At 42.7% G+C, this 20,179-nt stretch carries 14 protein-coding genes and 7 pseudogenes; 9 read left to right on the top strand and 12 right to left on the bottom strand.

Annotated elements, in window-relative coordinates:
- Positions 1-7: 7 nt before the first annotated feature.
- Together ICI50_RS10710 and ICI50_RS10705 are read right to left on the bottom strand one after the other, a co-directional pair.
- Positions 8-760, bottom strand: coding sequence for an HAD family hydrolase (locus ICI50_RS10710; protein WP_244964966.1), 753 nt, complete (start codon positions 758-760; stop codon positions 8-10).
- Positions 757-1,773, bottom strand: coding sequence for an HAD-IC family P-type ATPase (locus ICI50_RS10705; RefSeq protein ID WP_244964965.1), 1,017 nt, complete (start codon positions 1,771-1,773; stop codon positions 757-759). Before ICI50_RS10705 ends, ICI50_RS10710 begins: the two co-directional genes overlap by 4 nt.
- A gap of 167 nt (positions 1,774-1,940) precedes the next feature.
- On the opposite strand from ICI50_RS10705, the pseudogene ICI50_RS01020 reads away from it, so the two are divergent.
- From ICI50_RS01020 to metF, 4 genes and pseudogenes are all read left to right on the top strand, one after another.
- Positions 1,941-2,794, top strand: a pseudogene (locus ICI50_RS01020) (ISLre2 family transposase); the annotation flags it as partial.
- 505 nt (positions 2,795-3,299) lie between these two features.
- Positions 3,300-3,773, top strand: a complete 474-nt coding sequence (locus tag ICI50_RS01015; RefSeq protein ID WP_056941118.1) for an S-ribosylhomocysteine lyase — start codon at positions 3,300-3,302, stop codon at positions 3,771-3,773.
- A 153-nt stretch (positions 3,774-3,926) separates the two neighbouring features.
- On the top strand, positions 3,927-6,212 hold the full coding sequence (metE, locus tag ICI50_RS01010) for a 5-methyltetrahydropteroyltriglutamate--homocysteine S-methyltransferase (protein ID WP_056941117.1): 2,286 nt from the start codon (positions 3,927-3,929) through the stop codon (positions 6,210-6,212).
- The gene (metF, locus tag ICI50_RS01005) at positions 6,190-7,086 is read left to right on the top strand and encodes a methylenetetrahydrofolate reductase [NAD(P)H] (RefSeq protein ID WP_095342346.1); all 897 of its coding nucleotides are present in this window, start codon (positions 6,190-6,192) and stop codon (positions 7,084-7,086) included. The genes metE and metF overlap by 23 nt, the downstream gene beginning before the upstream one ends.
- Here metF and ICI50_RS01000 read toward each other — a convergent pair.
- Positions 7,039-7,698 (bottom strand): annotated as a pseudogene (locus ICI50_RS01000) (IS30 family transposase); the annotation flags it as partial. The gene metF and the pseudogene ICI50_RS01000 overlap by 48 nt on opposite strands.
- Positions 7,699-7,943: 245 nt before the next feature.
- Here ICI50_RS01000 and ICI50_RS00995 point away from each other — a divergent pair.
- Together ICI50_RS00995 and ICI50_RS00990 are read left to right on the top strand one after the other, a co-directional pair.
- Positions 7,944-9,020 (top strand): hypothetical protein, encoded by a 1,077-nt coding sequence (locus ICI50_RS00995; RefSeq protein WP_056941055.1) that lies wholly within the window; start codon positions 7,944-7,946, stop codon positions 9,018-9,020.
- Between the two features lie 2 nt (positions 9,021-9,022).
- On the top strand, positions 9,023-9,580 hold the full coding sequence (locus tag ICI50_RS00990) for a phosphoribosyltransferase family protein (protein ID WP_014564291.1): 558 nt from the start codon (positions 9,023-9,025) through the stop codon (positions 9,578-9,580).
- Between the two features lie 49 nt (positions 9,581-9,629).
- Here ICI50_RS00990 and ICI50_RS00985 read toward each other — a convergent pair.
- The 4 genes and pseudogenes from ICI50_RS00985 to ICI50_RS00970 all read right to left on the bottom strand — a co-directional run bounded on the left by ICI50_RS00985 (position 9,630) and on the right by ICI50_RS00970 (position 13,606).
- Positions 9,630-10,907 (bottom strand): annotated as a pseudogene (locus ICI50_RS00985) (ISL3 family transposase).
- A gap of 187 nt (positions 10,908-11,094) precedes the next feature.
- On the bottom strand, positions 11,095-11,490 hold the full coding sequence (locus tag ICI50_RS00980; RefSeq protein ID WP_054640704.1) for a hypothetical protein: 396 nt from the start codon (positions 11,488-11,490) through the stop codon (positions 11,095-11,097).
- A 244-nt stretch (positions 11,491-11,734) separates the two neighbouring features.
- Positions 11,735-12,391: pseudogene (locus ICI50_RS00975) on the bottom strand (IS30 family transposase); the annotation flags it as partial.
- A 369-nt stretch (positions 12,392-12,760) separates the two neighbouring features.
- On the bottom strand, positions 12,761-13,606 hold the full coding sequence (locus ICI50_RS00970) for an IS30 family transposase (protein WP_188891775.1): 846 nt from the start codon (positions 13,604-13,606) through the stop codon (positions 12,761-12,763).
- A gap of 254 nt (positions 13,607-13,860) precedes the next feature.
- On the opposite strand from ICI50_RS00970, the gene ICI50_RS00965 reads away from it, so the two are divergent.
- Both ICI50_RS00965 and nadC read left to right on the top strand, forming a co-directional pair.
- On the top strand, positions 13,861-15,048 hold the full coding sequence (locus ICI50_RS00965) for an MFS transporter (RefSeq protein ID WP_023061664.1): 1,188 nt from the start codon (positions 13,861-13,863) through the stop codon (positions 15,046-15,048).
- The gene (gene nadC, locus ICI50_RS00960) at positions 15,045-15,884 is read left to right on the top strand and encodes a carboxylating nicotinate-nucleotide diphosphorylase (protein WP_054640360.1); all 840 of its coding nucleotides are present in this window, start codon (positions 15,045-15,047) and stop codon (positions 15,882-15,884) included. The genes ICI50_RS00965 and nadC overlap by 4 nt, the downstream gene beginning before the upstream one ends.
- A gap of 303 nt (positions 15,885-16,187) precedes the next feature.
- Here the strand turns inward: nadC and ICI50_RS00955 are convergent.
- Positions 16,188-16,787, bottom strand: a pseudogene (locus tag ICI50_RS00955) (ISL3-like element IS1165 family transposase); the annotation flags it as partial.
- Between the two features lie 6 nt (positions 16,788-16,793).
- Here ICI50_RS00955 and ICI50_RS00950 point away from each other — a divergent pair.
- On the top strand, positions 16,794-17,366 hold the full coding sequence (locus tag ICI50_RS00950) for a hypothetical protein (protein WP_148234236.1): 573 nt from the start codon (positions 16,794-16,796) through the stop codon (positions 17,364-17,366).
- 165 nt (positions 17,367-17,531) lie between these two features.
- Here ICI50_RS00950 and ICI50_RS00945 read toward each other — a convergent pair.
- The 4 genes and pseudogenes from ICI50_RS00945 to ICI50_RS10995 all read right to left on the bottom strand — a co-directional run.
- A pseudogene (locus tag ICI50_RS00945) lies at positions 17,532-18,074 on the bottom strand (biotin transporter BioY).
- A gap of 73 nt (positions 18,075-18,147) precedes the next feature.
- Positions 18,148-19,137 (bottom strand): biotin--[acetyl-CoA-carboxylase] ligase, encoded by a 990-nt coding sequence (locus tag ICI50_RS00940; RefSeq protein ID WP_003630368.1) that lies wholly within the window; start codon positions 19,135-19,137, stop codon positions 18,148-18,150.
- A gap of 47 nt (positions 19,138-19,184) precedes the next feature.
- On the bottom strand, positions 19,185-19,943 hold the full coding sequence (gene fabI, locus ICI50_RS00935) for an enoyl-ACP reductase FabI (RefSeq protein WP_054640358.1): 759 nt from the start codon (positions 19,941-19,943) through the stop codon (positions 19,185-19,187).
- A 34-nt stretch (positions 19,944-19,977) separates the two neighbouring features.
- Positions 19,978-20,079, bottom strand: a pseudogene (locus tag ICI50_RS10995) (IS30 family transposase); the annotation flags it as partial.
- Between the last annotated feature and the right edge of the window lie 100 nt (positions 20,080-20,179).

Genomic DNA, 20,179 nt, shown 5'->3' with positions numbered 1-20,179 from the left:
ATTTTTACTAAGCTTTAGCTTGGCCTTTTTCAATAATCATCCGGATAATATTCAAAATAAACATCCAGCATAAGTTGTAAAGCCAAACTTCACCAATCATCCCTAATGAAATCTTAGGTACTAACCAGCCAAAGTAGCAGGCACATGCAGCAAAGACTTGCGTAATCACAATTGCCCAGAACAAAGCTTTAGCTGGATATTGCTTTTGGAAGAACCAACGAGTCTGTCTAGTAACAAACAACAATAGGTGTCCACCGGCAACTAATTGCAAGAACATAATTGTTTGTAATTGGGCTGGATCACTAACTGCGAACCAACTAATCATGCCTGGGTTTTTAGCTGACATAAAACCAACAATCAGCAAAATCATTGATTGAATGACCGCAAAGACACCTAAAATTGATGAAGTAGTTAAGATCTTCTTCATCTGCCACCTAATCGGCTTATCGCTGATATGCGTATTATCATAAGCAATCGTCATAATTGGCAAGTCATCAAGCAGTGACATAATCACAATCATAATCGCTGTTAATGGCTGGAAGTTAAGGAAGATAGAAGACAAAACTACTAAGAACATGATATTCATCGTCAAAGCAACACGATAAATAGTATAACTAGTAATTCTGGCCAAAATCTTTCTGGCTTCCGTAATTGCAGTTTGAATAACTGACAAACCTGGTGAAGTCAAAATTAAGGCAGCAGCACTTCTGGCTGCATCAGTAGCTCCGGCAACAGCAGTACCACAATCGGCTTGCTTCAAAGCAGGAGCTCGTTAACCCCATCACCAGTCATGGCCACAATATGACCTTGTTTTTGCAAAGTCTTAACAATGGCATATTTATGTTCTGGAAAGACTCTGGCAAAACCATCCGCGTCAGCAATCAACTTAGCCAAATCATCAGGTACATTATCAGGATCTAGATCCTTCGGGAAGACTTTAGATGCATTATAAATCTTAGTCCCCATTCCTAATTTATTAGCAGTTTCAATCGCAATCGCGGTATCATCACCAGTAATCATCTTGACGCGAATACCTTCACGTTTGCATTCATCAATAGTTTTCTTAGAATCATCCCGTGGTGGGTCAAACATTGAGAGCACGCCCAAAACGGTCCAGGTTTTTCCTTCATCTTTACTTTGGGCAACGCCTAATGCACGATAGCCCCGTTTAGCTAATTGATCAGTAATATCATTAACCTTATTTGCGACAGCACTATCGTCACTCATTTGACCAATAACTTGAGGCGCACCCTTCACTACCCAAAGTTTTTCATTGCTTGTTTGATTGTGTAAATGAGCTTCGATCTTTTTAGAAACTGGGTTAAACGGGATAAATTTATCTAAGACCCAATCTTTTAACTTGCTTTGATCCTTCAATGCGGCAATAACTGCATTATCAATTGGATCGTTATCTTCTTTTCTAGAAGCTAAGGCACCAATAAAGATCACATCTTGTGCATCTTTTGCATTAATTAATGATGTCTCACCTAGTGTCAATTGATTTTTAGTTAAAGTCCCCGTCTTATCGCTACAGAGGATATCAACCCCAGCCATCTCTTCAATTGAAGATAGCTTTGAGACAATCGCCTTTTTCTTTGAAAGGTTTAAGGCTCCCAAAGCCAAGGTAATTGAAAAGACTGTCGGCATCGCTACTGGAATTGAAGCCACCAGCAACACAAGAACGAATTGCAAAATATTCAGGGCAGTAGTTACGCCCAGAGTATGAGCTACATAGTCATTGTAGACTCTAAAGGCAACCATAATCAGGGCCAAAATAACTGCCACGATAATTTAGTATAGTCTAGATCTTGTCTCTTTTTGAGAAGTCCGCTTGTACCAAGGGGTTCAGGCGATTTTAATGGCTCTCGCTTAATATAAACGTCTTTTGCTGTTACTTCCAAATCTGCCAAATATAATCTATTTGGTTCGTTTTTGCCTGATCCAAGAAGCGGCTAGAGTTTCATCGCTATCAGGTCTGCGAGGATATTATTAATTTAAGCAAAACGTGCAGAAAGAGAGTACAGGCCAAAGAGTTTGTTTCTTTAAGCCGCTTGGATGCTTTACAAGAAATTAAAGCTTATTTAGCCAATACCTATGACTTAAGCAATACTTTAATCATCAGTAATGCCGATGGTGGTGCTGGCTATGCCAAGAAAGACTTTGATGAAATAGTTGGCTATTGCCGGCAGCACGAACACTTCTTGGATGTCTTTCACTTGAATAAAAAGATCAAGGACCGTTTAGGCTTTATGCCGGCTATGCCAAGCAAATTGATCAGTGCAGTTGAGTTTAAATATGACCGTCACTTAACTGATGTGATTTTAGACACGATTGAAAGCAATCTGGTTGATGAGCTGAATACGCCAGAAAATCATGAAAACCTAAAGCGGCTGCGCAGCTATCTTCATCGTCGCTGGGTTGATATTAAGCCATTCAAAATGCGTCATTTGTCCGTAATTAAGGCAATTGGCTGCTGTGAGAGCAATCACCGTAAATATACTTATCGCGTCAAAGGGCAAGGAAAATACTGGTCAGAAGATGGTGCCGAAGGAATTCTGCGTGTGCTGACTTGCATTAAAAACAAAGAGCTGGAATACTGGCTTAGCAGTGAGTTTGCAGGTGGACAGCTGAACATTGATGATCCAAAAGACCTGAAAGGAGCGGTTCGTGCCAGCCTAAGAAAGACGCATGAAGCTCATCTGGGCATTCATATCACGGCGCCATTGAAAGCTTAACAGCAGGACATAGCTATTTAAACGATTTTAGCAGAAAAATAAATCAAATAAATATTTAAGAAATTAAGGTCAGACTAATGGTTAATAGCCTACCGCAAAAATATTGACACTTACGGTTTCAACATAACAGTTGACAAATATTAAAAAGTCGACTACTATTATCATTAGATTTTAATGCTAATCCGATTAGGGAAAAGCTCTGAAGAGAAGAGTAACTGATTTAACAAGATTCAAAGAGAATCCGGTTGGTGAAAAAGGATATCTTAACAATCAGCGAATATGAACTCTGAATAGTGCAATTAAGTTAACGCTTGGTTGTCGGCTGTGACCGTTAACTCACAGGGTATCAATTATGAGAATTTGGAATAATTGGCACTTTCAGAGGTATTGCTTGCGAGAGTAATATGAATTCAGGGTGGTACAGCGAAGCATTCGCCCCTCCGTCAGATTATTTCTGATATGTGGGGACGAATTTGCTGAACCGCTCTAAGGGATTTTATTATTCAGCAGTGACTGTTAAGATAGTAACTGTAATTAATAAATTTTAAGGAGATATGATATCTTATGGCAAAAGTTGAAAGTTTTATATTAGATCACACAAAGGTAAAGGCACCTTACGTTCGTCTCATCACTGAAGAAACTGGAAAAAAGGGCGACGTCATTTCTAATTACGACTTACGACTTGTTCAACCAAACACCAATGCCATTCCTACTGCAGGGTTGCATACGATTGAACATCTCTTAGCCGGATTACTTAGAGATCGCCTTGACGGGGTTATCGATTGCTCACCATTTGGCTGCCGAACCGGTTTTCATTTAATTACTTGGGGTGAACACAGCACCACTGAAGTCGCAAAGGCTTTGAAGGGGTCACTCGACGCAATTGCCAACGACATCGAATGGAAAGACGTTCAAGGGACTGACAAGTATAGTTGCGGTAATTACCGTGATCATTCATTGTTCTCTGCTAAAGAGTGGAGTAAAGAAATCTTGTCACAAGGGATCTCTGATCAACCTTTCGAACGCCACGTTATCTAGTTTCTGAAATGATCCATTAATACTGCTTTTTATGGACGCTACAATCTGACAAAGATTGCAGCGTCTTTTTCTTTAACCTTTCCCAAATGATTAGCGAAAATCAGACACTCTCATTAACAATTGCGTACTTAAATCAAGGAGGATTTAACAACTATGACAACAACAATTATTGGGTTCCCACGCATTGGCCATCACCGTGAATTAAAATTTGCCACTGAACATTATTGGAAAAATAAAATTAACCAGGAAGAATTACAACAAACAGCTTACGAAATCAGAAAAAATAACTGGCAGGCTCAAAAAGATGCCGGCATTGATCTAATTCCAGTAGGTGATTTTTCATTCTTTGATGGTGTTTTGGACACTGCCAACATATTAAACATTATCCCTTCCCGTTATAAAGATCTTCACTTATCCGAATTGGACGAATACTTTGCTCAAGCCCGGGGCTATCAAAATGGTTCTGAAACCGTGAAGGCTCTCCCAATGAAAAAGTGGTTTAACACCAACTATCACTACATTGTTCCTGAATTTTCAAAAGAAACTAACGTTAAATTAGTTGGCAATAAATTGTTTAATGAAATTAACGAAGCCCTTGAACAAGGGATCAATGCCAAGGCTGTTGTTATCGGTCCTTACACCCTTTTGAAGCTAAGTCGGTTTATTGAAGACACCAAGCCCCGAGATTATGTTGAGGCGTTGGTTGAAGCTTACAAACAAATTATTGACCGCTTGAGTCAAAAGGGCGTTAAGTGGCTTCAAATCGATGAACCCGCTTTAAGTTTCGACGTTGACTCTGTTGAAAAACAACTCTTTGACGACTTATATGACGGCATTCTTGCCGAGAAACGATCAACGAAGATTCTTTTGCAAAACTATTTTGGCGATATTCGTGATATTTATAATGATGTCACTTCAAAGAACTTTGATGGAATCGGTTTGGATTTCGTTGAAGGCAAGTACAACAATGAGCTGTTAAAACAAAATGGGTTCCCAGATGATAAAATCCTATTCGCCGGAGTTGTAAACGGCAAAAATATTTGGCGTAATCATTATGAAAATACCATTAACTTTTTAAACCAGCTCAACACCAAAGCCCCGGTTGTATTAAATAGTTCCACATCCCTTCTGCATGTCCCATACACTGCAGAAGACGAGACAAAGCTGCCTGGCGATGTGAAACAGTATCTTGCTTTTGCCTTACAAAAACTGGATGAGATTAAAGAACTCGATAATATTTATCATGATGAAGCGGATGGTAAAATTGCTTTAACGAAAAACGACAACCTGTTTCAAAGCGTTAAACATCCAGTCAACCCAGTTGTTCATCACCGAATTGCCAGTTTAAGTCAGGCTGATTATACCCGTTTGCCAGAACGCAGTGAACGTGAAAAAATTCAGAAAAAAGAATTCAATTTACCAGTTTTACCAACAACAACAATTGGCTCATTCCCACAAACTAAAGATGTTCGTCAAAATCGTTCAAAACTTCGCAAGGGTGAAATTACCCGTGAACAGTACGACAAATTTAACGAAGATAAGATTGTTCGTATCCTCAGAAAGCAAGAGGAAATCGGTTTGGATGTCCTTGTTCACGGTGAATATGAACGAAACGACATGGTTGAATACTTTGGTGAAAAGCTTGACGGTTTCGTCTTTACGCAAAACGGTTGGGTTCAATCATACGGTACCCGAGGGGTTAAACCACCAATCATCTGGGGCGATATCTCACGAACCGCACCAATCACCGTAAAAGCTTCTGTCTTTGCGAAAAACCACACTGATAAATTAATCAAAGGCATGCTGACCGGTCCGGTTACGATTTTTAACTGGTCATTCCCACGTGAGGATGTTTCACCTAAAGAATCAGTCACCCAGATTGCTTTAGCCCTTCAAGATGAAGTCCTGGATCTTGAAAAACACGACATCAAAATTATCCAAATCGATGAACCGGCTTTGCGAGAAAACTTACCGTTGCGTAAATCCAACTGGTATTCTGAATACCTCGACTGGGCAGTTCCAGCCTTCCGGTTAGTCCACAGTAAGGTTCAAGCAAGCACCCAGATTCATACTCATATGTGCTACAGTGAATTTGGCGATATCATCAAGGCGATTGATGCACTGGATGCCGACGTCATTTCATTTGAAGCTTCCCGTGCCGACTTTACCTTAATTGATCAACTTGTTGCTGCAAACTTCCAGACTGAAGTTGGACCCGGTGTTTACGATATTCACTCACCACGAATTCCATCTGAAAAAGAAGTCGAGGACTTGATTAAACAACTCGTTCATAAACTACCAATTGACAAGATTTGGATTAATCCGGATTGTGGCTTAAAGACGCGAACTGAAGAAGAATCCTTTAAGAGTCTACAAAATATTGTTGATGCAACGAAGAAAGTTAGAAGTGAGATAAATGAGCCTAACAGCGTTATTTAAAAATAAAACTGTCTTTTCCCTGGAAGTCGTCCCGCCTAAGAAAGACTCGCCCAAAGAAGCAATTTTACCAACCCTTCAACAGCTCCAATCAATTAATCCGGATTTTATCTCGGTTACATTAGGGGCTGGTGGATCTGACCACTATACCGGTACCGTTCAGATTGCTGATTTAATTCAAAACCAGCTGAACATCCCGGCAGTCGCCCACGTCCCCGGATTGTACCAAACCCGCGAACAGGTTTTAAACCTACTGGATAATCTCTCAGAATTTAATGTTAAAAACATTTTAGGCCTTCGCGGTGATAAAATTCCCGGAAAACAACCAGTTGGTGACTTTAATCACGCCAATGATCTGGTAGCCTTTGTTCATCAAAATCGACCAGACTTTAGCATTGCCAGTGCTTGTTACCCAAATTGTCACCCTGAGGCCACTGGGTTTGTTGATGATATTGCCCATTTAAGAACCAAAGTCGATGCTGGCGCCGATCACCTGATCAGTCAACTATTTTTCGATAATCAAGCTTTTTATGATTTCCAGGAAAAGGCTGAAATTGCCGGGATTCACGTCCCAATCGAAGCCGGCATCATGCCTTGTACCAACAAGAAACAAATTGAACGAATTACTCAAATTACAGGGGTTCCACTACCTAAAAAGTTCAGTGCTATTTTAGATCGTTATCAAAACAGTAAGGAAGCAATGCGGGAGGCCGGAATTGCGTTCGCTGTTGATCAAATTATCGATCTTGTTTCTGAAGGCGTTGACGGAATTCACCTTTATACCATGAATCATGCCGACATTGCCGAACGAATCTGGAATGCGACTAAATCAGTATTTGATGCTGCTAATGCAAGAACCCGGACAACTATAGCTTAAACAGCGGCGGGGACGGTGATTCAGCGTGTCTTGAACCAACTGCAGATCCACTAATGAGAGGTTTTTAAAGGAATGCCCCTTTGGGAAGAACTCTCTTAATTGACCATTCACATTCTCATTAGTGCCCCGTTCCCAGGGAGAATATGGATGGGCAAAGTAGATTTCCGTTCCTTGAACCTGATTTAAACTAGCGAATTCCGAGCCGTTGTCAAACGTGATCGTCCGAAAGTTTTCTGCACCGTAATCATCAATCGTATCTTGGAGGGCTTGCCGGCAAGTCTCTGCCCGGTAATCAGGCAATTTAACGATAAATTCCATCCGGCTAACTCGCTCGGTTAACGTCATTAAAGCTGGTTCGGACTCAACCCGTTTGGCTTTCACTAAGTCGCCTTCCCAATGGCCCAACTCCTGACGTTTCCGAACCACTGCGGGCCGGTCTTCAATGGACTGTCCAAGCCGTTTTTTATTCAGGCGGGCATGTCGGTGATTCGGGCGTTTAACGCGGCGACGTAGCTTCATGGGTAAATCATAGTTGTGAAGCTCCGGGAGCTTGCCAGCCTCGATATACCAATAGACCGTAGCCGTTGATGGGCAGGGAAAGCCCGGGTAATGCTTAGGCATGATATTCTTAGTTTGGGTCATGAAGACACCTATCCTTATCTGTTGATTTTGTCGTTAATAATAAGAATAGGCCTTCATGGCCTTTTAAGCTAGTCTAATTGGTCTAGTTATCAAGTGTTGCACTTCAATTTTAAATCGGGGGTGGCTATTTTTATAAATATGCGATATTATTATATTGAAACATGAACGAATTAGTTAAAAAATACATAAGCATTCGTATTAGGAGGAAACTTGGCATGCACTGGATAGCCGACTTACTCGCCGCAATTGGCGTGGTTTTAAACGGAATTCCGCAGGGAATTATGGCAATGGGATTGGGATTTGCCGTGTTCCCGACAACCTTCTCATTTGTATTAGCATCCGCGGTCAACGGTGCCTTTGGGTCTGTCGCACCGATTTCATTTCAGGCGGAGTCATTAGCCCTTACCGGAAACCTGGGTGATACAACCCGCGAACGAACCTCAATCATCTTTGGTGGTTCGCTCATTATGGCAGTGATCGGGGTTAGTGGGACGCTGACAAAAATCGTGGCCGTTCTTGGCAATTCAATTATGGCTGGGATGATGGCCGGCGTGGGGATCATGTTGGCCAAAATCGCCGTCAACATGGCGCGAAAACAACGAACGGCTGGTATTTCTTCGGTTGCCATTGCAATTGTGACCTATCTACTGACAAAAGATTTAGTTTGGACCATCGCGTTATCGGTGATTGGTTCCAGTTTGATTGCCGTCTTTGCGACCCATTACGAAGCGGAATTACCCGCACACGTCGTTGAACGCCGCTTTCACTTTTTAAAACCAATTTTCAATATTCGGGTGATTCGCGGGGCATTGAGTTTGGCCTGCTTGAACATTGGGGCCAACATTTCTTATGGACTCATTACCGGTCAGATGACTGGAATTAAGCCCAATCCGGTTAATTTAAACTTGCTGACCGGGACGCAGGCGTTTGCCGACATGGGAACCAGTTTGTTGGGCGGGGCGCCTGTTGAAACGATTATTTCGGCGACCGCCAGCGCCCCGGAACCCGTGATTGCCGGGATCATGATGATGCTCATCATGGCCGTCATTCTATTTGCCGGCTGGTTGCCTAAGATTGGCAAGTACGTGCCGTCGGCTTCAATTGCCGGATTCTTGTTAATCTTAGGAGCCGTTGTCATCTTTCCAGAGAATGCCGCCACGACCATGCAAGGATCCGACAGTGTGATTGCGGCCCTCACCTTGGTCGTGACCGCAATTGTTGATCCGTTTACAGGCTTGTTAACGGGTGCCGCACTGAAATTTATTTTGCCGCTTATCGGCTTGGGGGTATAACCATGGAACAAACATATGAATTAAAAGTTGGCCAGCTGAAGCGCACGTTACCAATTATTCCAATTAATGATACCACGGCGATTGCATCGTTTGTGTTGTTAGGTGATTCGGAATTGGCTCACGAAGCTGCTCAACAACTTTCCACTAAGATTACTGAGAACTTTGATTATATTGTGACCCTTGAATGTAAGGGAATTCCGTTAGCTGAGGAAATGAGTCGCCTCACGAACCATCCCAAGTTTGTTGTTCTCCGCAAGAGTGTTAAGGCCTACATGACTGATCCCTTGGAAGTTTCTGTTAAATCAATTACGACTACCGATGAGCAGAAACTTGTGTTGGATGGCCATGACGCTGAGCAGCTGGCCGGTAAACACGTTATTTTGGTGGATGATGTGATTTCAACTGGTGGGTCTTTGGAGGCGGCTGAACGGCTGTTAACAAAGGCTCATGCAAAGACGGTTGCTGAATGCGCCATTTTAGCGGAGGGTGATGCCGCTAATCGAACGGACATCATCTATCTGGAAAAGCTGCCGCTGTTTTCAATTAAATCTGTAAAATAAAAAAGTGGCTCTTTGTCAAATCCTGTTGATAGAGAGTAAATGAATAGAATCAGGCAACCATTAAAAGGCTGTTTGGTTCTTTTTCTTTGTACAGATCTTCTTCCAAACGAATTCTGGTTAAGAGATTGGTAAAATTGGAATAGCCAAAAGCTGTTCGTTCGATTTGTTTGATTTTGCGATTGAAGCCTTCAAGACAGCCGTTAGAATAAGGTAGAGCTGCTCCTTTAAGCACAGCTGTTAGATTATGCTTAAAGGTTAATAGTGTTTTGTGCATTAAAGTTCCAATTTGATCTTGGCAGTTGATTAACGATTTGAGCTCATGCGTATTGCCAGTTTCAACGGCTTGAATAAAGCTTTGCATCAGGTTATATGAATTCTCTAAAGTAGTGCTGGTGTTAATGCCTTCTGTAACTACTTGTGCTTGAGTTAAGCAGTCTTTGTAATGCCAGTTGTAGCGAGGATGAACTTTTTCAAGCTCATCAAACTTCTTCAAGTATAATTTCCAGGGAGATTTGAGCAGCTGATACTGTCTGGATCTTTTATCAAAGGTCTTCATGACTTGGACTCTCAGTGAGTTGAAAGAACGCGTAAGCATTTGAATCATATGAAAACGATCGATGACAATCTAAGCGTTAGGAAAACAAGCTCTGACGATATCTTGATAGTAAAAATTAAGATCCATCGTGACCGTCTTAACGTTAGCTCTAGCTTGGGGCGAGAAACGACCAAAATACTTAAGCAGCGTCTTCTTGTAGCGAGTTCTAAGAATCTGAACGACCTGATGATTATCGCCATCCAAGCAGATAAAGTGCAGCTGACGGTCGACTCCTTTGAACTCATCAAAAGCTAGATGAGCTGGCAAATATTCGTAGCTGTCAATAAATCGGTGTGAACAGTTGCCCAGCACTCTCTGGACGGTATTGATCGAAACATTGTTTTCTCTGGCAATGCTGGTCATAGATCGGTCTTCAGTTAAAGCTGATAATACTTTAAGCTTGGAAGCATTAGAAATAGAACAGTATTTGTTTACTAATTCAGATTGAGCCATGGACCAGTGATCACAATCGCGACATTTAACTCGTTGCTTAGCTAATCTGATAATGACAGGCAAACTTGCATTAGCTGTTGGATAGTGAATGTTGGTAATCAAATGGCCATTGTGTAAAAGATCCAAAGAGCCGCAGAAAGGACAAGCAGGTTGAATTAATTCAGCTTCATAGATTTTATGCTTTTGCAGTTTGATCGATTTATAAAAATAATCTTTAAAAACAATATTTTCGTCTTTAATATCAAGCTCGAATTTAATACAATGATTAAGAGAGGACATAGAAATCACCTTTATTTATAAAATGTTTAGTAGGATAGATTTTTTATTGCAGGGGACTATGTCCTCCTTTTTTATGCAATAAAAAAACTGTTAACAGCTTATCATATTGATAAGTCATCAACAGGAAAAATTATAGAGCCAAAAAAGTCCCCGAGAATTTGATCTCAGAGACAAGCAATTCGTTGATTTAAATGTGATCAGATTGCTGAACCGCCAGCCGTTTAACGGACAGTGAGTCCCGAATGCACAGGACCAGCGCAATTGTGACCAGAACCATCGCTGGACTGGCAGCTGGCTGAACGTCCAGCTTGAGAAGCACGACCATTGCCATGATGTAAATGACCGTGATGATCCACCCAAGGCCCGAAATGATGTGACTTCCCGGCTTTTCTTCCGGGTGACGTCTGAAGTAGGGCCGTTGAAACAATAAGTAATACGGTAGCCAGAGAATGCCTAAAATGACCAGTGCAATGGCCAATTGATCCCACTCGCGGGGGCTGGCACCTTTGAATAACCAGTAGATGATTCCCAGGGCGATCAGTGGCATGTTATTAATAAGGCTATAACGCCATTCAATTTTCATTTTGAAACTAAACTTCCTTTTGAATCCCCGATTAACATAATTACAGAAAGGATACCACCGTTTACGTGGGGATGCAAATCCAGTCACATTTTCAGCGTGGTGATGAGCTGTTATCCGGGGAGAAGATTCGGCCGGTGGTCGGGGAACTTTCAAAAAAATCTTGACTTTTTGAATCAACTCGACTTCCTCAATTGTCAAGTTAAGTGCAACACTAATGGCCTATTCTTATAATTGGTCTAGAAAGTTAAACCAGTTGTGGCGTAACATCCGCTGGACAACTATAGCTTAAACAGCGGCGGGGACGGTGATTCAGCGTGTCTTGAACCAACTGCAGATCCACTAATGAGAGGTTTTTAAAGGAATGCCCCTTTGGGAAGAACTCTCTTAATTGACCATTCACATTCTCATTAGTGCCCCGTTCCCAGGGAGAATATGGATGGGCAAAGTAGATTTCCGTTCCTTGAACCTGATTTAAACTAGCGAATTCCGAGCCGTTGTCAAACGTGATCGTCCGAAAGTTTTCTGCACCGTAATCATCAATCGTATCTTGGAGGGCTTGCCGGCAAGTCTCTGCCCGGTAATCAGGCAATTTAACGATAAATTCCATCCGGCTAACTCGCTCGGTTAACGTCATTAAAGCTGGTTCGGACTCAACCCGTTTGGCTTTCACTAAGTCGCCTTCCCAATGGCCCAACTCCTGACGTTTCCGAACCACTGCGGGCCGGTCTTCAATGGACTGTCCAAGCCGTTTTTTATTCAGGCGGGCATGTCGGTGATTCGGGCGTTTAACGCGGCGACGTAGCTTCATGGGTAAATCATAGTTGTGAAGCTCCGGGAGCTTGCCAGCCTCGATATACCAATAGACCGTAGCCATTGATGGGCAGGGAAAGCCCGGGTAATGCTTAGGCATGATATTCTTAGTTTGGGTCATGAAGACACCTATCCTTATCTGTTGATTTTGTCGTTAATAATAAGAATAGGCCTTCATGGCCTTTTAAGCTAGTCTAATTGGTCTAGTTATCAAGTGTTGCACTTCAATTTTAAATCGGGGCAACATTAATTGTAAAGCGTCCGCAACGGACACTTGGGCTACTCCTTTCGTTAGGATTTATGGGATTTAAAGGTTTAACACCATAAGCACCACCTCCGATTGGAAATAGCCACCGCCTTAACTTCTCTACTGGATCTATTATACAGGCAGCCTAGCTCTTTAACCAAATATAAAATTAAAGAATCAGTAAGAATACTATATTTATGGTATATTGCAAATTTAATCCGAATTTTTGGACAAATTTGTCAGCATAGCCTGATACGGTATTTGCCAGTCGAGTATTTTAAGCGGTCGCTGGTTAATTTGGAGTAACGTCGTCGTTAAATCTTGAGCACTAATGTGCTCAAAACGAGTCCCTTTAGGATAAAAATAACGTAAATTCCGATTAAAGCGTTCATTACTACCACGTTCAGCTGGAGTATAAGCATGGCAGTAATAGGTCTTAATACCATATTGTGATTCAAGTGATACTAGCCCACTAAACTCAGTGCCACGGTCCACAGTAAAGCCGTGCACCGGACCATTAAAAGTGGTTAGGAACTTAGTTAGTGCTTCATTAACAGTCGCTGTCGTCCGATCTTTTAACCGGTATGCCCAAAGGAACCGTGATTTGCGATCGATTAAAGTTAATAAAACTGCCTTACTATGCCCACGAGGACCAACGACTGTATCTAGTTCAAAATCGCCGATGCGCTTACGTTGATTAATCATCATGGGACGCTGTTCAATTGATCGCCCCAAAGATTGATTATATTTGGATCGTTGGTCAACGTTCCGCCGTTGGCGTACGCCATGTTCAGGTAGATCATTCAAGGAGAAACCAATTCTCCCCTGATTTAGCCAATTATAAATAGATTTAGTAGCTAGTTTAAATTCGTGAGCAATCATTCCTGGTGACCAGCTTAGACATAAATGGTTGAGAATTTTTTGCTTTAACTCATCGATCAGCTTAGTTTTCCGACCACATCGTGATCGGTTCAGCCGAACGCCCATTTGGATATTGGACAGCCCTAGTTCACAAAAGGTTTCGATTTTAATTCGTTCGGAATAGGTTATACTAGACAAAAGACCAGCTCCTAAAAGATGGGTTTGTGGTAAACACCATTTTAAAGGAAGCTGATCTTTTTTGTCCGAACAGCGTTCGGATTAATTTTACAATCTATCTTACTTGATGTTTTCACAGAATCCGTGTATTCTCTTATTTAAAGTAAAACCTATTTTTATTTTACTCGTTTAAAAGTACTTGGTACTTTTATTATTATTTTACTCGTTTAAAAGTACTTTGTACTTTTATTAATTGAAAGGAACTTGCATTTATTATGGATAACACGCAACAACGCCCCACGTTCATCTTCTTAATTATTGGCACGGCTTGGTTATTTGATGCCATGGACGTCGGGTTGCTATCATTTATTATGCCCATCGTCCATCAGCAATGGGCACTATCTAATTCACAAACCGGCCTGATTAGTTCAGTCAGCACCATTGGCATGGTCTGTGGTGGATTTTACTTTGGCCACTTAGCCGATCGGATTGGCCGCAAGAATACCTTGATCGCCACCTTGCTGACATTCTCAATCGGCAACCTGATTTTGGCCATCTCACCAGGTTTTTACACATTTTTAGGCATTCGCTTCTTCGTTGGCATGGGGCTTGGCGGGGAATTACCGGTTGCGGCCACCTACATTGCCGACATTTACAGGGGGACTAAACGTTCGCAGATGCTAATTCTGGCAGATAGTTTTTGGGCCCTCGGCTGGTTGGTGGCGTCATTTTTATCATTTCTCCTATCGCCGGTTCTAGGATGGCGGGGAATTCTTGTGGTAACCGCAATCGCCGGGGTTTTTGCAATTGTATTACGAAAACACATTCATGAAACAGCACCGAAGAGCACCGGAACTCAACACTGGCTTGTTAGTCTGAAAACCACTTTTAAACCCTGGACACTGATGCTTTGGCTTGCTTGGTTTATGGTGATGTTCAGTTACTACGGTATGTTCATGTGGTTACCAAGTATCATGGTTGATAAGGGCTATGGTATCGTGAACAGCTTTGGTTACACCACGATCATCGTCGTTGCCCAATTACCGGGGTACCTCTGCGCATCGTGGTTAGCCAAGCGCATTCGGGTCAAGTACGTCTTTGCCATTTATATGCTGGGAACGGCCTTTGGCGCCATCATGTTTGGCCAATCAGCGTCAGCCCTTCTCATCGTGATTTCTGGCTGTGTCCTTTCCTTCTTTAACTTAGGGGCATACGGGGCCATTATCGCATTGACGCCGGAACTCTATGCTCACAATATTCGGGGAACCATGACCGGCATGGCGCAAGGAATTGGCCGCATCGGCGCAATCTTTGGCCCCCTCTTAATTGGGGTCTTAATGGATCACCAAATTAGTATTAGTATTATCTTCGTCATTTTTATGGTTTCACTGTTGATCGGTTCGATTGCCGTTTTGGCATTGCCCAGCGCTGATCAGCAACCTAACGGGGATGTCACCCAATGAATCCCATCGTCTTAAAGGAAAAAATCAGCGAATTTTTGAAAGAAGATTTAGGTTTCGGGGATCTCAGTGTCGCGTTTCTGCCAGGCGGAACCCCCCTATCTGGATCATTTATCGCCAAGCAGAGTGGCATTATTTGCGGTCAAGAAATTCCCCAGGCAACTTATGACTTACTGGGTCACGCAACCTATAAACCACGAATTCCGGACGGCGCTCCGGTTAAGGCCGGCGACATCATTGGCACAGTTTCCGGGACAGCCCAAACCCTACTATCTGGTGAACGGGTCACCCTTAACTTAATTCAGCGAATGAGCGGGATTGCCACCCAGACGACACACTTCGTCAAGCTATTGGACGATGCGACCATTCGAATTACGGATACTCGTAAAACTGCTCCCGGCTTGCGATTATTTGATAAGTACGCCGTCAGCGTTGGCGGCGGCTTCAATCACCGTTTTGACCTAACTGGCGGGATTATGTTAAAGGACAACCATATTGCCTTAGCGGGCGGGGTGACCCAGGCGCTTGCGGCCGTTAAACGGCATGTCGGCCCCCTCAACCCAGTTGAGGTCGAAGTGGAAACCGAAGAAGAACTTCGCCAAGCCGTTGCTGGCGGTGCCAATGTCATCATGTTTGATAATCAGAACCCTGAAACGATCAAGCAGTGGCGCCAGCTCGTCCCAAAAACGATTAAGGTCGAAGCATCTGGAGGGATCACCGCCGAATCAATCAGCACCTTTAAGGGCTGCGGCGCCGACTTCATTTCGATTGGCAATCTAACCAACGACGTGACACCACTCGATATCAGTTTTCTGGTTGCCGGAGCCGTTAAAAGTTAGCCCAATACGGTTAGCGCTTCGCAGAATTTAAACAGACCAATTGGATCCTTCACTCGATTAAATCGTTGACGGTCTTTATCTTTTTATTAAGATTTATCAATAACCTCCGCGCCATTGCTCATAAACTGGAAGTTTGTCAAATGGTGTTGAAGGATAGTTTCTATCCTTTGGAGATCTCCTCGTGTGGGAGATCTTTTTTGTTGTTTTATTAGTTGCGGCGTTTAATCTGGTGTGTTGTCTGAATATCGTACTTGAAGGCATAACAAATAAGCCTACCATCGTGACGTTATTGTGGTAGACAATCTAGGCAATCAGCTGGTAGACGCGTGTGAACATATTGGCCTGATTGGAGAAGCCATAACAAGCACGTTTGAGCTCCTTGATCTTACGGTTGATGCCCTCTATCGGTCCGTTAGAGTAGGACGATTTGGCGGCGTTAATTACTCCATTAAGATTCTTTCGTAGGGTATGCATGGCCGTATCTAGGGGCGTGCCGTTAGGCTGATAGTTAGTGATGATATTCTTGAGTTCATCAGCGTGACGCCCCATCAAAGCATCGTGGAGATCGATGTAGGTTTCATAAGCTGTTTTGAAGGCCGGAAACGTATCGGTTCCAATATCAATAGCGTTCTGTTCGGTCGAGTACTCATTCAGGCCGAAGAGGTAGCGGCTCTTTTGTGCGTCAGGGTTGGCCTTGTGGAATAGGCGCCATAGTGATTTCAGTACTTTATATTCCCGCGAATGCTTGTCGAGTTGCTTTAAACATTGAGTGCGAATGGTATCCATCGTCCGGCCCATTAATTGAATAATGTGGAACCGATCAATAATGAGTTCGGCGTTAGGGAATAGTTCGTGCACGAATGCCTGATAGGAGGCGTTCATGTCCATGATGACGCGTTGAATCGTGGGGTGGATAGTTCTGCCTATTTTTTAGCGGTTCAGACCAGTAATGCGACAGTGCTTATCCCGGGTGGCTATGATTCGATTATATTTAAAATCCTATTACTTTTCTGTATTGATTTGACATTGTACATCTTTTCTCTGCCGTTATTAATTTTGATGATCCTTTCAAAAATATTTAACTGGCACTTATTTGAAACCATCATTTTAGCGTTTGAAAGCCATCGCTACCGCAAAGAGATGAAACCTTCCAAGCTTATTTCCCCAGTCGATCTGCAGAAACTAACCGCCCTGATTCAAGAATCTCAGTGCAAATTGATTTTTATTGGCAGCCCTCGCGATCGACTGAGTCGCCTCATTGTTCCTAAATTGAAATACGCGCTGAAATTAAATTCGATACAGGCTTATTATTTCGATTTTGCTGATGCTGACCCAGATGACTACCAATCCCTTTTTTACCGGATTGGCATTACCGCCTTGCCCAGTCTGATGATAACAAATGGTGATGGCAGCGTGACTTCTATTGATCTGGATCATCTCGAAAAAGCGATTCAATTTTGGAGTCAAAAAAGCACCCGTTAAATTCAACCTCGTCAACAATCAAACGACTTCTCAGTTCCCTTGAAATTCTGAATAAAGCCACTTTAAAAATCGTCCGTTACTAGATAAGGCCCATCATTCGAAATTCGAGAATTTGAATTTCGGATGATGAGCCTTATCTGTTGGACACTATCAATTTTTGTATTCTTATAAACGAGTGGTTTCTTTATTCCAAATCCGCATTCTCTCGGCCACCAAATAAACAGCCACTGCTTTCAATGTATCCGCCGGAATAAATGCCAAATTTGACACGAGTGACCCAATCAATGAAATCGGGCTGACCAGCCATAACCAGACTGAGCCGATAACATCGACCAATAAGACGCCGGCGAACCAGATAATACTTAATCAACTCCAACGACGGTTAATAAATGGCCGGGAAAGACCATAGCCGATCATGAGTGGCGTTAATAACCACCCGAGCAAATAGCCGCCAGTTGGTCCGGCAAAAAATGCAGGCCCTGCCTGACCACCACTGAGCACTGGAAAACCAATCAACGCCAGCAAGAGGAACCCGAAAATCGCCAGGGTTCCTTTTTTGGGTCCTAAAATTACGGCTGCTAACATGATTCCCAAATTCTGCATCACAATTGGAACCGGAATGAAACCAAGTGGTAACGGTGGGATCATTCCCAAAATAATAATGGTTGCAGTAATCAGTGCCGTTTGAACAATTTCTCTGATTTTCATCTAAACGCTCCTATGAGTTGTTAACGGTTAAGTGAACCCCAATCCAAGTTAACCATAAATGTAATGGATTAGCTCAGCCAGTATAACCATTCTCTGGTAAATAAACTTTCGTCACTTCACCACTAGAAACTGTCAGCTGGCCTGAATCAGTGTTCATCACCAATGCCCCTTCATTATCGAAATGATCAGCAATGCCCAGATAGACCCGGCTGCCCATTTCGACCCGAATCTTTCGACCCAGGATATCTGATAATTGCGCATATTCCGACAAAAAATTGCCAGTTTGGTAAGTTTGATACATGTAAAAGAAATTGTCGATAATCTTGGCCACAATCTTATTGCGGTCAATTTGGCTATGAGCAACAATTGCGCCGGCTTTGTGTTTAATCGGATCCGGAAAGTCATCTGAATCAACGTTGAGACCAATCCCCACGATCACATTTTCATGAGAGCCATCTTCAAGACTGGCAGTTGTCTCAGTCAAAATCCCACCACATTTTTTGTCATGAGCAAGAATATCATTGACCCATTTCACGCGAAAATCGACCTGTGGAAAAAAGGGTTGAAGTGAACGAACTACACAGACGGCTGTGCCAGTTGTGATTAACCCGGAATGCAGCGTTTGGCGAGTTTGAATCGGAATCAGCAAGCTCATATAGATACCGGTCTTGGCTGGTGAATAAAATCGCCGACCCAAGCGCCCACGCCCTTTCGTCTGGGTATCCGTCACGAAGATCTGGGGCTTGTACACCGTTTTTTCGGTGCCGTACTGCTTAGCGTAATCATTGGTTGAAGTTAGCCGATCAAACACGTGCGTTCTGACCGGGTAAGTTGTCACTCGATAATGATCGATCACTTGAGCATCAAAACATTTTGACTTCTGATAGCTGTATCCCAATCCCTTCTTCGTCTCAATCAGATGCCCCTTTTGCTTAAGCTTTTGAATGTTATTATAAACGGCCGGCCGACTGATGTTGAAGTGCCGAGCAAGTTCATTTCCGGAAATATAACGGTTATCCAGTTCCAATAATGCTCGTAAAATCTGTGATTGATGATCCGCCATTTTATTACCTCATTTTCCTCGCCGGCTTTGACAATTGACCGTCCTGATTAAATCAGATGAACGCCCTTATCAACATATACCACATCGCCGGTCATTCCAGTTGACAAATCACTCATCAAAAAGGCAGCAACGTTACCAATTTCATCAGTTGTAACACTCTTTTGATCAACTGTCCGTGATTCGGATTCTTTTAATAACTCGCCATGATGTTTAATCCCAGTAACTGCCAATGTCTTAACGGCCCCAGCAGAAATTGCGTTCACTCGAATACCAGTCGCACCTAAATCTGATGCTAAATAACGGACGTTGGCTTCCAAAGCGGCTTTGGCAACGCCCATCATATTGTAATTAGGGATTGCCCGAGTGGACCCAAAGTAAGTCAACGTCAAGATGCTGGCTGGGTTGTTCAGCACTGGTTGAGCATATCTGGCAACTGCAATTAATGAATAAGCACTGATATTTTGGGCTAAATCATACCCATCTTTAGTGGTATTAACCAATCCAGAAGTCAATGTATCCTTGTCAGCATAAGCAATGGCATGAATGACACCGTCAATCTTACCATAGCGGTCGCCAATTTCAGCGAACGCCTTTTCAATGTTTTCATCTTCTGAAACGTCACATTCAAGTAAGTCCAGGTCTTCGGGAACAAAGCGCTTCAGACTCTTCTTGATCCGATCATTTTGATACGTCAGGACAACTTTTGCGCCCTGGTTCATAATTGCCTGAGTACATCCCCAAGCAATGCTTCGCTTATTCGCAACCCCCATGATTACGATTGTTTTACCATCTAAAAAGCCACTCATGATTGGGCCTCCATTTTATTTTTAACTTGAATTGTCAAATTAAGTGCAACACTACATTAAAGAATATTTCATAAGGCGTTTCCCATCCGAGACATTTACGGGGACGATTATTCATTTGTTCTGCATATGCTTGTAGTGATCCATGGCTAAATTCCTTTCATGATTGTTTTCGCAAACATCATTTTACAGAAATTTGGCCATGGGCCATTCTTTATTTAATTAGTGTTGCACTTAAA

The sequence above is a fragment of the Lactobacillus kefiranofaciens genome (assembly GCF_014656585.1).
GTDB classification, from domain to species: Bacteria; Bacillota; Bacilli; order Lactobacillales; family Lactobacillaceae; genus Lactobacillus; species Lactobacillus kefiranofaciens.
This window is presented reverse-complemented; position numbering and strand designations above follow the sequence as displayed.